This window comes from Thalassotalea agariperforans, assembly GCF_053470345.1.
Window position 1 is genome coordinate 288,789 of sequence record NZ_JBQMWH010000002.1, and the last position, 13,519, is coordinate 302,307.

Consider the following 13,519-nt stretch of genomic DNA (forward strand, 5'->3'; position numbering starts at 1 on the left):
AAAAGGCCGTTTCAGTAGAAACGGCCTTTTTAGTTTATCTCTATTTTGACCAATTAATATTAAGGTCTGTTTAGGTTATTTAGTGGGTAATTCTATATCTGCAAGCAATTCTTCGATTTCATGATTGTTTTTTAATAACATCGCTTTAGTCACTAAATCACGATTTAAGTGCGGGGCAAAACGTTCAATAAAGTCAAACATATAACTACGTAAAAAAGTTCCGCGTCGAAAGCCAATTTTAGTTGTGCTGCGTTTAAACAAATGGCTAGCGTCAATTTTCACTAAATCTTTATCCGTTTCATCATCAACCGCCATAGAAGCAACAACACCGACACCAACGCCTAAACGGACATAAGTTTTAATAACATCGGCATCAGTTGCTGTAAAAACAATTTTAGGTTCAACACCTGCAGCACTAAAGGCCGTGTCTAATTCTGAACGCCCTGTAAAACCAAAAACATAAGTTACTAATGAATAGTCGGCAATATCTTCAATACTGATATCTTTTTTCTGCGCTAATGGATGATCTGCGCGAACAATAATGCTGCGATTCCAATGGTAACAAGGCAGCATGATCAAGTCGTTATACAAGTGTAAAGATTCAGTTGCTATGGCAAAGTCGGCCTCACCTTTGGCTGCCGCATCACTAATTTGTGATGGTGTACCTTGGTACATATGTAATGAAACTTTTGGAAACTTTTTAATAAAGCCTTGAATCACTTCAGGTAATGCATACCGAGCCTGAGTGTGAGTTGTAGCAATACGCAACTTACCTTCATCTGGCTGCGTATGTTCACGCGCTACCGCTTTTATTGCTTCAACTTTTGATAAAATTTGGGTCGCAATATTAATGACCTCATTTCCCGCGGGGGTAACATGGGTTAAATGTTTACCACTACGACCAAAAATTTGAATACCTAATTCATCTTCAAGCATACGCACTTGTTTACTGATCCCTGGTTGGGAAGTAAAAAGGCTTTCTGCCGTTGCCGAAACGTTTAAATTATTATTTAATACTTCGACGATATAACGTAATTGTTGGAGTTTCATTGTTTTTATAACCTAGGTACTTATATCAAAAATATATACAAAAACGAGGCATTATGCCAACATAATTTTTTAACTTGGCTATTTATCATTAGATAAGTAATAAAGTTATCACAATTTTGAATATTACTTGCTGAACTTTAGCACAAATATTCAAGTTAACAGATGATAACTCTATGCGAAGCCAAACATTTTTTGTAGACTGCTAGCAGTAGTTTCATTAGAAGAAGAGTATTAACTATGATGATGATCATCATTGGGTTGATTATTGCACTACTAGTAATCGTAGTTGTAGTAAACGCAATTCAACAGCATAAAGAAAAAATAGAAAAAGAAAGACGTAGGCGTGCAGCTAAACAAAAAGCGATCATTAACGAAACAGAAGACTTAATTTTAAATTTAGCCAATATTCCTTCAAGCCCTATTTTAAGTGAGATTTTATACAAAAGAAGCTTAAATGCGATTAAGGCGATGAAAGAAATCATGCCTGAAACCAAAAATATAAATGGTCGTATTAAAGAATATGAGTCGCGCTATAACGCCGCCAAAGAATTAGCAGCCAATCACACACCACAAGAAGAGCACTTTACCTTACCTGAGAATGAGCAACACTTAGTTTCTATCTTACAAGTGATCAAAAAAGTTAGAGCAACGTTAAAAACTGAGCAGTCAAAAGGTGCCTTAGACGCCTCAACATTTTTACTTGAAGATAAACGCTTAGATGCTATTCAACTAAAAATTAATGTGGAAAGTTTATTTAAACGCGCCAACCAAGCTTATAGCAACGGCATGATCGGCTCAGCCCGACAGTATTTAGAAAAAGCATTACAATCTATTGCTGATAATGCTGCCCCTTCTGACTATAAAGACCAGAAAAAACAAGAAATAGAAGATAAATTAGAAGAAATAACTAACGAATTACGTAATACCAATGCCGAAGATCGAGCGAAAAAAGCAAAATCAGAAGAAGACGATTTAGACATGTTATTTCAACCAAAGAAAAAATGGTAAGTTATTACCTTTTTTATCAAGCCAGCTGATTGATTGCTGGCTTTTTTTTAACTTATTTTATCTACTTCACGATATAATCAAACCAAGGTTAATTTTTACAACAACGTTATGCCATTGAACACCAGCATTATTCAAATAATTCTGCCCTCGTTTCTTCGAAGAGTGATGAAAGCTTATGCCTTAAAAGCAAAGATCCGTGAATTGGGTGGTGAATTAAACCGGATTGGCCGTTCAAGAAATTGGCAATTAAAAGCCAATCGTGAGCAACTTGAAGACATTATCAATACCATTGAATCCAATCAAGAAACCAGCTGGCAATGGGTGGCTAAAAAATTACGCGAACATGTTACCTACACCACCTTTGAAAGCTTATTACAAATTGCCAAAAACAAACCGGGTATTACGGTGAATGAATTAATGGCAAAAACCGACTGCACCATTTCACAGGCGCGAAAAGTTATCGATGAAATAGAGTTTTCTGATGACTAGGTTGAATAACCTGAACTAGGGATAACAACTTGCTTTCTAGCAGCTGTTTTTCCTTATTACTGCGTTAAATTTAATTGCAATACGCCCCCATGGATGGGGAAGGTAGAGCGACGTTTGAACCAAAGCCGAGGCTCGCTATTGGCGCTTAAATTTGCCTTGTACTAAGAAAAAACATCAAGCTAGAATATGTGAAATATCATAAAGTATATTTATTTCATATTGTTAGCTAATTTCTTATCCCGAGTTCAGGTTAAATAGCGTTGACTTTAAAGTTGTTTGAATACTGCCAAGTACGTCTTGAATTATTGTACTTCGGCATAGAACACCTCACCTTTAATTAGATTTTGGTGTCCGTTTTATCGAGGGTAGATCATTGCTCTTGTTGATTTTCTTGTTAGGGCGGCCGGGTGGAAGAGGAACCTCAGACTTTTCTATTCCTTCTTTTACCCACAAAGACCACTGCTTTAATACTCTACCATTTCTTGTTTTGGAACCTTCTGACCAGTTTAAGCCATATTCATCAGAAATATAGGCGGCAATATCTCTGGCATGGGTATTAGGGGCATCTTGAAATATATTTACGCATTTTATTAATGAGCTTTCATTCTTTGCTGCAGCCCATATTGCCTCTTTTATTCCGCCAGATTTATTAATGGAGTCACTATTTGGAAGTACTACATCACCTTTAACTGTCACTAACTCAAACCTTTTAAGCATTGAGAGTTCATTTCTTTTAATTGTTTCAATCTTAACTCCCGAATTAGGTATACCTTTGAGAGTAGTATAAGTTGCAAAAGGGGATACCGAACCAGAAAATACCTTTCCTCTTTGTTTTCCTCTACGAGCAAGACCATCTCTATCGACCAAAGCTGCACCAGTATCTTGCACAACCAGATCATTCCCTGCTCGCAGTAAATAACCACTATAAATCAAGTAATTTATTAACCTGTTAGAATAAATACTCCAAGTCTTCTCTCCAAATTTGGCTCTTGGAATGCAACTTTGGAATACTTCACGAACAGTACCTAGTGTAATCGTCTTCCCCGAATAGCTTTTAAATAGTGCAACTTTAAGAGAATGCTTGCCAAGAGTTTCCCGCAGACTTTTCAAAATTGCACTTTCGTCATTAGATGCAAGCTTCTTACTTACCTTGAATGAAGTACCTTCTCGCTCAGCTAAACCAAGCATTACTAAGTCCGCTCCAATATTCCATACTGTCTTCTCACCAAGTCCGACCATACCCCCAATATTCTCGGAGTCAGTGAATTCTGTATTTTTTAGTTTGGTGCATATATTTATAAGAGAGGAAGGGTCTGATGTTGGTATGTAGTTATAAGGAACAACAGGAACCCGTCCTGTTAAAAGATAATCCTTAAAGATATCCCAATAGACGTTTAATCGATCTCCGCTCTTTATTACTAATCGTTTGTGAACAAGGTTATTTAAAACTGTCGCTCCTGACGTTTCTATAATCTCACTCCAATCAGCAGGTGCTTTCTGAGCAATAAGTTTCAAACATACCGATTCAGGATGTGAAAGGATATTTAGATCTGCTTGGAATAGTCGCTCAATGTCTAGATCAAGTAGCACTGAGTCTACTTTTTCACCTTTTGACATTCCTTCATACAAGTTGATACATAACTTTTTTAAAAGCCATGGAAACCCTTGACTAACCTCAGAAATTTGATGCCTTATTTCGGCAGATATTTTTTGGCCAATCTCTTTTTCGAATTTTGTAATTGACTTTGAAATTTCACCATTTTCAAAAACATCTAAACGGTATTCTCTCCTGTGATCCGCTAACTCATGCCATAAATGATAAGCTGGATGATCTTGTTGAGTTGTACTATCCGTTTTCCATGCAAACCCTAAAACTAAATTTCCTTGATTGCTTGCAACGTCTAGCATTAAGTCTTTGGCAGCATTAAAGATACCAAACAAGTCCGGTTTAGAGTAAAGCTCTTCAAATTGATCGAATACCAGACAAACAACCTGCCCTTTTCGACTTAATGATTGTAAATAATCTTGAATGCTACTCGAATTAAGGGGGGAACTTGGGTCAGTCAGGCTAATTTCTACTTCGTCGCCAAAGCCAGACTTTTGAGCCTCTCTTAAAGATGCAACCAAAGAAGCTGGAATATATGACGGCTCACGAGCACCACGAATATCTACCGCATAGACAAAGTACTTATTTTTGTATCGTTTATTTCTAGATCTATCCCTAAGTTTTGCAATTAAAGAGCTTTTCCCAAGGCCTGAATTGCCAGTTATAGCGAATATTTTCGTACCTGAATTCTCTTTTGAATTGCCTAAAAAGTTTAAGATATCTTTTTGAGTAGCATCCCGACCCACAAAGTCCTCAGGGCGTGCTGGTCGATAATCATCCCACGATTCGCCAATTTGAACTTGAACAACAGGAGGTAACTTCTTGGGTATGCTTAGAGTAGTAGGTGTTTCTTCATTTAGCCCAACATTTAGATCATAGTCTGCAATAGTTGAATCCAGAGTTGCTAGATTTTGAATAGTATCAATGTCACGAATATGCTTACCGCTTGAAGCACTATATATCAAAATTCCATAAGGTGCTCCACCCTTCAAGGTATAGACACACCAATACATTCCAAATTCAGATACTAGTAAAGTCCAATCTCCAAGATCTTCTGGATTACCAAGAAATTGCGCTGCTGTAGATTTTGGAGGATCGCAAATAATAGATGAGCTTTTTAACGCTTCAATAATTGCTAAAGGTTGGTAGAAGCTTAACCTCTCAGATTTCTCTTTAGATTTCCCCTTCCAACTTTCAACAAACCCTTTGGCATCTTTGGTAAACTCAGAAGTCGAAATTAACCATCCCTCAGAGTATTCTTCAAAGTCTACCGTCCCCCACAACTGTCTCAAAACAGGGGCTGAAATAGGATCTTTTTGAGCTTTACACTCTACATATATTTCTTTTGCATTTACCCGATGTTTACACAGAAGATCCAGCTCAGCACCGACAGTTCTAATTTCTTCGATAACATCATAATTCTGAGCTAATAGGAGTTTCTTCGCCAATTTTTCTAGAAGATCTCCCTTTGCTTTTTTGCTACTTCCTTTCTTACATGCAACATCTATTTTCATTCTGCGTCCTTCAAACCTATTTTATTTCGAGCATGATAATTTCTGTGGCTAGCTCGGCGCCCTAACAGCTTATCAGACGTGCAAAAGCCCTTATATAAACAAGCTATCACACGACTATTATTAAATTAATAAACAGAAACTTACTGAGATATTCCCATAATATCAAGTAATTAATTATTCTAATAAAAATGTGGCTGTGGAAAGATGGTTAAATGTACGCTTACCTGACGAAAGTTTACAAACGATTTAAAAATTTATTTTAACCATACTCGAAAGGTAATAAACCCAGACGCTAACCTTTTATGCAAACCTGTCAAAATATGAGCGACTAAACTTAATGATGTTACAACTAAACCCAGCAACTAGGTCAACCTGAACTTAAGATAACAATTAGCCATTTATTGAACAGCAATAAAAAAGGGCTTTAAAAAGCCCTTTCATGTCATTTGTTTTATCTTGATATAAAACTACGAAAACAAGCAGTCGTGTAATTTTTCAACAACTGGGTTGGCATCTTTTTCATCAACCAAGAAACATAAGTTATTTTCACTGGCACCATGACAAATCATGCGAACGTTGAAGTTAGTTAGGTTATCAAAAATAGTACGACCTATGCCTTTAGTTAAATGCATGTCGTTACCAATCACCGCAACTAACGATAAACCACGTTCAACAGTTACTTCACATAGCTCTTCTAACTCTTTAACAACAACACCTGTGATTAATGACTGGGTTGAACCTGTTGGGTTATCAAATGTTAACGCAACACTAATTTCACTGGTGGTGATCAAATCAACACTTAATTCATGTTTAGCTAAAATAGCAAAAACTTTGGCTAGAAAGCCACTGGCATGCAACATAGCTGGGCTTTTTACCGTTACTAAGGTTTGCTCACGACGTAAAGCAATTGAACGGTAAGTAGGGTTTGAGTCAACTGTTTGTTGAATACGAGTTCCACCTTTCTCAGGTTCTTTACTTGAACCAACAAAAACAGGAATATTTTTACGCATAGCAGGGATAAGCGTTGCTGGGTGTAAAATTTTAGCACCAAAAGTTGCCATTTCGGCCGCTTCATCAAAACTAATTTCAGGGATAGCACGCGCTTGCGAAGTAATACGTGGGTCTGTGGTATAAATACCCGAAACATCAGTCCAAATAGCTAAGTTATCAGCATGTAATGCTTCTGCTAAAATAGCGGCACTATAATCTGAGCCACCACGACCAAGTGTAGTTGTATTGCCTAAACCATCTTGACCAATAAAGCCTTGAGTCACGATTACTTTTTCAGCTAATAACGGCTTTAAAATTTCATCGGTATGGCTTTGCACTTGTTCTAAATCAACTGCCGCAGCACCATATAAACTGTTAGTTTTCATAACCTGACGAACGTCAAATTGTTCAGCATTTACACCAATGCTTCTTAATACTTCCGCAAAAATATTAGAGCTAAATTGCTCACCGTAGGAAAGAATACTGTCAGCCGTTTTTAGATTGTGGTGCTCAGCTTGATGGGCAGCAAGATTAGCTAATTCCGCTAATAAGTCATCAACTAAAACATTAAGTTCAGCTTGGTTAGCTAAATGTTGAGTAATGTTTAATTGAATATCTTTAATTTGTGAAATAATCTCAAGTTGTTCTTGAGCTGGCACATCTTGTTGGCTTAAACGTACTAATAAATTAGTAACACCTGAACTTGCTGAAACAGCAACTAATCGGTTACTTGGATCGTTTTTGATGATCTGAGCACAACGTAACATGGCTTCATGATCGGCAACACTGGTTCCGCCAAATTTGGCTACGGTTAATTTAGACATTAAGGTCTCCCTAAGTTAGCTATCGCTAATAAAATTTAAGGAAGAGCATGACTGAGCAGTAAGAACGGTAATTGATCAACCACCGATACGAAACAATTTCAGCCAGAAGCTCTCCACCCTGCTAATTTTTCAATAAAAATTAGCGGTGACAATTGTAAGGATTCAACCTTAACAACCGAGCTTGATTTGCCACTCAAATAAAGCTCTCGGCGATAAACTCCCTAGGAAATGGTCTTTGGAATGGTGGTTCCTCGCAAATCTTACCTAGTTTTCGCGCCTCTTCTGGTGTTATTCAAACTAAATACTTTTAGAGTAAAAAATCTAGATTAAATAACGGCCGCTATTAGACACGATCCAAAAAATAAAATCAACCATTAAAAATGGCTTAATTGAAGATAGCGGGAAGTGATGGAGAAATACTAATTATTCAAGGGAATTGCTTAACTAGCGTAACAATTTAGTTATTTTTTTAGGAGCAAATTTTTCATTTTTTTCTGCCAGTTTTGTCTTATTTTATCAAAATCACCTCGCTGTTCTAATACTGTCATTGAATTGCTTAATTGCTGTATTATCGATTGTTCGGTAGTTAAACTGCAGGCAAAATAAAAATCTAACATTAAGTTTTTTAATTGAAAAAAGTTTTTATATTTTATTAACTCATCTTGTTTATTAACTCGGTAATGTAATAAGTCATCATTCAATACCACTAAATCAATGTTTCGATTTGATATTTCGAGTAATTTTAATAAACCTTTATTATTAGCCATCACGTATAAATTTTCATTTTCAACAAAACCTTTCGATAATAAAAAGTGATGAGTGACATCATCTTTTATAACCGCAATTTTATATTTTTTCGCTTCATTTAAGTTACTGATACTAATGGGACTACTCTTTAATCCATAAAAAGAGATAGTACTTGTACCGATATGGCCAAGCCACTGAAATAAATGTTCGCGTTCAGGAATACGACTTAATGAAAAGATACAGGTGTTCTTTTCTTTTTGTGCACGATAAAACGACACAGACCAAGAATGAGCAACCAGTTCATAATTTAATTTTGAATGCTCTAGCATCGCTTCAACAATTTCAGTAGCAAACCCTGTGATCTTTCCCTTAGATACTATTTGAAACGGCGCTAAATGCTCAGTTACTACCGTGAGCTTTGCTGCAAAAATATCGCGGCTAAAAAAGAAAGTAATCATCAGTATAGTGATCACTAGAAATTGTCGAATAAATACCATAGAGCTCAATAATTAAGAAACGTTAAACCGATACTAATAATGCTAGAAGTTAGTCGCCAATAAAGCAAAATCACGAGGCTTAAATCTAATTTTTTCATAAAAATCAAAGTAAAAATGCATAATTAGGTTAATTTTAATTATCCAACTGCAGGCAAACCGGTATTTATTTGATATAGTTTTGACCACCCAAACGCTCACCTGCTCTTGATTATGGAATTGTTTTTTTTTAAAAAAGTTATTGGCATATTATTAATGCCACTTAGCCTTGTGCTTATTTTATTGTTTGTTGCAATTTGGCAATATAAAAAAAATAGCAAAATCAGTTTTCGCTGTTTAATTGCCGGTACATGCCTATTATTTTTAGCGTCATTCCCGCCAGTTTCAAATCCGTTAATAGAATCATTAGAAAATGACTACCCTGCTTATGTTAAGGTAGAAGAAAACATTAGTTATATTATTACGTTAGGTTGTTATCATTTTAGTGATAGCCAGTTACCCGCAACCCAAGAGTTAGCAACCTGTTCATTACAACGTTTAGTTGAAGCCATTCGAATTGCGCATTTACACCCAAATGCCAAACTTATTATGTCTGGCAGTGCTGGTCATAATCCTGAGTCAAATGCTGAAAAAATGCGTGAAGCGGCCATATTAATGGGAATTGATAAATCTCGAATTTTGACAGAAAACTTCCCCAAAGATACTGAAGAAGAAGCCGAGTTAATTGCACCTAGGGTAAAAGGCAGTAAAGTTATTTTGATCACCAATGCCGATCATATGACCCGTTCAATGAATTATTTTAAAGCACAAAATGTTGATGTTATTGCCGCGCCAGCAAGTTTTTTTGTTAAAGGAGATGTTAATAAAAAAGGGTTTTCTTGGCAGTATTATACGCCTAAAAGTACTAAATTAGAGCAAACCACCGTTTATTGGTACGAAACTTTAGGGCTAGTTGCGCAGTGGTTTAAAAATTTATTTAAATAATTAATGATTAATGATTAATAATTAATGAATAATAATCAATGAATAATAAATAAGCGTTAAAGCTTGTTAGTTAGGTTCAACAAGCTTTAACGCCCTTGATATTTTAAAGTATGTTAACTAAACAGGATTATTAATATCGACAAATTCAACATCCAGCTCAAACTTCTGCGCCAAATGTTCACCTAAGGCTTTTGCGCCATATCGTTCAGTTGCATGATGGCCTGCTGCAAAAAAGTGAATATCCATCTCTCTAGCAACATGGGTAGTTTGCTCTGAGGCCTCGCCACTAATAAACGCATCAATACCTTGCGCTGCGGCAAGTTCAATATAACCTTGGCCACCACCCGTACACCACGCCACTGTTTTTATTTCTTTATTCGAACTGCTGGCAATGTGTAATGACGTACGATTAAGTTTGTCGGTTAATAATTGATTAAAACTTTGACCTGACATTGGTTTAGCTAATTCACCTTTTACCACCACAGAAAACGGATTGTTTTCTTCAACTAAGCCGGTCACCTTAATACCCAGTAATTTAGCTAACTGAGCATTGTTACCTAATTCAGGATGAACATCTAAAGGTAAATGATAAGCCAATAGATTGATGTTGTGATCAAGTAACGCTTTGATACGTTGATATTTCATACCGGTAATGGTGGGAGATTCATTTTTCCAAAAAAAGCCATGATGTACTAATAACGCATCAGCGTTAAGTTCAATCGCTTGCTCAATTAATGCTTGGCTTGCTGTGACCCCGGTCACTATTTTATTGATTTGTGTTTTACCTTGAACTTGTAATCCGTTCGGACAAAAATCTTTAATTGCATGTGGTTGCAATAGCTCATTAAGATATTGCTCTAGGGTTGATATTTGCAAGGGTTGTTCCTTTTTTACTAAAGTAGGTTAAGAAAAAACATAAGGTTTTACCGTTAATAAAGCCCGCTGGCCAATCGGCACATTAGCGTTAGGGAATAAAATCGCCTCCCCTTTATGTTGAGCATAATAACGAAGTTCGCCATCTTGTGCTATTAATTCACCAGAGTTAAAACAGGTGAAATTTGCCGCTGTTTCAGGAAAATTAAAAGCAAAGTTAGCCGATTGTTTATTGATTCGTTGATGTATTTCATACAAATTAAAATCGGTTTGCTTAAATGGTGCTAAGGCTAATGTTTTATTGGTTAATAAAGCCATTAAGGCTTTTTTCATCGCTTCGAAATCTGCCATGTTATTTTCACCAAATGGCTTAGCTTTTCCTAACTCAATGGTAAAACTTTTGGCATGACATTGGTGAGAAGAAAAATAGCTAAAAGTACTGGTTGGCGCATTGGCAAATAACACGGTATTCACTCCAGCTAATTTTAAAAAGGTTAGCTGCTCCTGCTGCCAAGGCTGGCCATGTAAAAAAGGGTAAATAGCGAACTTTTCGTGTTTTGATGCTCGAATAGCCGTATGCAGATCATAATGGTATCTATGCTCAGCATTGGCTGATTGTTGATAAAATTCAAGCACAGCACTTTCTAACAGTGCCGCCCTTTTACGTTCAAAATTAACAGCAGCTTGTATTTGTTTCGCTGTATTAGAAAATAAGCTATTGAGGTTTTCTTCAACAAAACGTTTATTTTGATTAATCGCCGCAGGGTTGCCAATAATAAATAAAACACGATGGGCTAACGCTATTTGTCCTAATAAAAGTTGCTTAATTAAACTGGCACAAAGCTCAATTGGTGCGGTTTCATTGCCATGAATACCACATGAAAGCACAATATGTTTAAGCTTGGCTTCACCAACATAGGCTGCATTATTAACATCAGGTTCAAATAAAATAATACCTGTATCTAATACCGTTACCTGAATATTAACACCGGTACTGCTGTTAACTTTATACTCAAAACTTGGGATCGCCCATTCATGAGCTAGCGTTAAACTAAGAAAATCAGCACTATCTTGTAATGTTTTTGGAAAATTTAACATTAATACACCTAGCGAAAAAACATGAAAAGGCTATCAATAAGTGTACATCAATATGCTATAAAACCTGAACTCGGAATATGAAGATTAAAAAAAAGCTCACTATCATTTAATTTAATAGTGAGCTTTAAATATGTTGCAAGTTAAATGAGCTTAATCGCCGATTTTAGCCCAAGTATCACGCAAGCCAACAGTACGGTTAAATACCAAATGCTCTGGGCTACTGTCTTTATTATCTAAACAAAAGTAACCTTGACGTTCAAACTGGAAAGACACTTCAGGTTTAGCCGTTGCTAAATACGGTTCAACCTTCGCATTATTAATTACAACTAATGACTCAGGATTGATCACTGAATGAAAATCTTCCGCTGCTGCCGGATTTGGTACTGTGAATAAACGGTCGTATAAACGAATTTCAGCATTAATGCTCTGCTCAGCACTTACCCAATGGATCACCCCTTTAGGTTTGGTACCATCAGTTGGGTTTTTACCTAAGGTTTCAGGATCATAAGTACAATAAACCGTTGTCACCTTGCCTTCAGCATCTTTATCACAGCGTGTTGCTGTTACCACATAAGCACCACGTAAACGTACCGCTTTATCTAATACTAAGCGCTTATATTTTTTATTCGCTTCTTCACGAAAATCTTCCGCTTCAATATAAAGTTCGCGGCTAAATGGCACGATACGGCTACCTTGAGTGTCATCGCTTGGATGGTTTTTAACCGTTAACTCTTCAACCTTAGCTTCATCATAGTTTTCGATGACTAATTTGATAGGATCAAGCACGGCCATAGCACGTGGTGCATTATCATTTAAGTCTTCACGAATACATGCTTCTAATACACCCATTTCGACGGTGTTATCCATTTTAGTTACACCAATGCGCTTAGCAAATTCACGTAATGACGCAGGGGTATAACCACGACGACGAAATGCAGCAATGGTAGGCATACGTGGGTCGTCCCAACCATTCACCAGTTTTTCATCAACTAGGGTATGCAGCTTACGTTTACTCATAACCGTATATTCAAGGTTTAAGCGAGAAAACTCATACTGATGTGGCGTAACTTCAATGGTAATATTTTCAATCACCCAGTCATATAAACGGCGGTTATCTTGAAACTCTAAAGTACATAAAGAATGAGTAACACCTTCTATGGCATCAGAAATACAATGAGTAAAGTCGTACATTGGATAAATGCACCACTTATCGCCAGTTTGGTGATGATCGGCAAATTTAATGCGATAAATCACCGGATCACGCATACACATAAAGCTTGATGACATATCAATTTTAGCGCGTAGCGAACATTCACCTTCTTTAAACTCACCGTTTTTCATCTTATCAAATAAGGCTAAGTTTTCTGCCACAGTGGTATCACGGTAAGGACTATTTTTACCTGGTTTGTTTAACGTACCACGGTATTCACGTGTTTCTTCACCGTTAAGAAAACAAACATAAGCCAAACCTTTTTCGATAAGTTCAACAGCATAACCGTATAAACGATCAAAATAATTTGACGAATAACGAATCTCACCTGACCAGTCAAATCCTAACCATTTAACGTCTTTTTGAATTGAGTTTACGTAATCAATATCTTCTTTTTCAGGATTAGTATCGTCAAAACGTAAATTACACTTGCCGTTATAATCTTGGGCAATACCAAAATTTAAACAAATAGATTTAGCATGACCAATATGTAAATAACCATTTGGCTCAGGCGGGAAACGAGTTTGCACGCCACTATGCTTACCACTTTCAAGATCAGCATCGATAATATGACGAATAAAATTAGTTGGACGGTTCTCAGCTTCCGACATCCAGTAAACCCCTAAAAAAAC

General features: G+C 36.5%; 10 protein-coding genes and 1 riboswitch. Of the genes, 3 read left to right on the top strand and 7 right to left on the bottom strand.

The window, feature by feature from the left end; genetic code table 11:
- Positions 1-75: 75 nt before the first annotated feature.
- Entirely contained in the window at positions 76-1,050 is a 975-nt protein-coding gene (cysB, locus tag ACSLUO_RS04470; protein ID WP_448246564.1) for an HTH-type transcriptional regulator CysB, read from the bottom strand.
- A 237-nt stretch (positions 1,051-1,287) separates the two neighbouring features.
- On the opposite strand from cysB, the gene ACSLUO_RS04475 reads away from it, so the two are divergent.
- The gene (locus tag ACSLUO_RS04475; RefSeq protein ID WP_448246566.1) at positions 1,288-2,058 is read left to right on the top strand and encodes a hypothetical protein; all 771 of its coding nucleotides are present in this window, start codon (positions 1,288-1,290) and stop codon (positions 2,056-2,058) included.
- A gap of 108 nt (positions 2,059-2,166) precedes the next feature.
- A complete protein-coding gene (locus ACSLUO_RS04480; RefSeq protein ID WP_448246568.1) occupies positions 2,167-2,547 on the top strand; it encodes a ribosome recycling factor family protein in 381 nt (126 codons plus the stop codon).
- Between the two features lie 333 nt (positions 2,548-2,880).
- Here the strand turns inward: ACSLUO_RS04480 and ACSLUO_RS04485 are convergent, their stop codons facing one another.
- The 3 genes from ACSLUO_RS04485 to ACSLUO_RS04495 all read right to left on the bottom strand — a co-directional run bounded on the left by ACSLUO_RS04485 (position 2,881) and on the right by ACSLUO_RS04495 (position 8,725).
- Positions 2,881-5,667, bottom strand: a complete 2,787-nt coding sequence (locus tag ACSLUO_RS04485; protein ID WP_448246569.1) for a restriction endonuclease — start codon at positions 5,665-5,667, stop codon at positions 2,881-2,883.
- A gap of 467 nt (positions 5,668-6,134) precedes the next feature.
- A complete protein-coding gene (gene lysC / locus ACSLUO_RS04490; RefSeq protein WP_448246570.1) occupies positions 6,135-7,481 on the bottom strand; it encodes a lysine-sensitive aspartokinase 3 in 1,347 nt (448 codons plus the stop codon).
- Positions 7,482-7,579: 98 nt separating this feature from the next.
- A riboswitch (Lysine riboswitch) is annotated at positions 7,580-7,771 on the bottom strand.
- 171 nt (positions 7,772-7,942) lie between these two features.
- Entirely contained in the window at positions 7,943-8,725 is a 783-nt protein-coding gene (locus tag ACSLUO_RS04495) for a substrate-binding periplasmic protein (RefSeq protein WP_448246572.1), read from the bottom strand.
- Between the two features lie 210 nt (positions 8,726-8,935).
- Here ACSLUO_RS04495 and ACSLUO_RS04500 point away from each other — a divergent pair, with 210 nt between their 5' ends.
- Positions 8,936-9,706, top strand: coding sequence for an ElyC/SanA/YdcF family protein (locus ACSLUO_RS04500; RefSeq protein ID WP_448246574.1), 771 nt, complete (start codon positions 8,936-8,938; stop codon positions 9,704-9,706).
- Between the two features lie 117 nt (positions 9,707-9,823).
- Here the strand turns inward: ACSLUO_RS04500 and ACSLUO_RS04505 are convergent, their stop codons facing one another.
- From ACSLUO_RS04505 to glnS, 3 genes are all read right to left on the bottom strand, one after another.
- A complete protein-coding gene (locus ACSLUO_RS04505; protein WP_448246576.1) occupies positions 9,824-10,582 on the bottom strand; it encodes a Nif3-like dinuclear metal center hexameric protein in 759 nt (252 codons plus the stop codon).
- Positions 10,583-10,609: 27 nt separating this feature from the next.
- The gene (gene astE / locus ACSLUO_RS04510) at positions 10,610-11,677 is read right to left on the bottom strand and encodes a succinylglutamate desuccinylase (protein WP_448246577.1); all 1,068 of its coding nucleotides are present in this window, start codon (positions 11,675-11,677) and stop codon (positions 10,610-10,612) included.
- A gap of 150 nt (positions 11,678-11,827) precedes the next feature.
- Entirely contained in the window at positions 11,828-13,498 is a 1,671-nt protein-coding gene (gene glnS, locus ACSLUO_RS04515; RefSeq protein ID WP_448246579.1) for a glutamine--tRNA ligase, read from the bottom strand.
- Between the last annotated feature and the right edge of the window lie 21 nt (positions 13,499-13,519).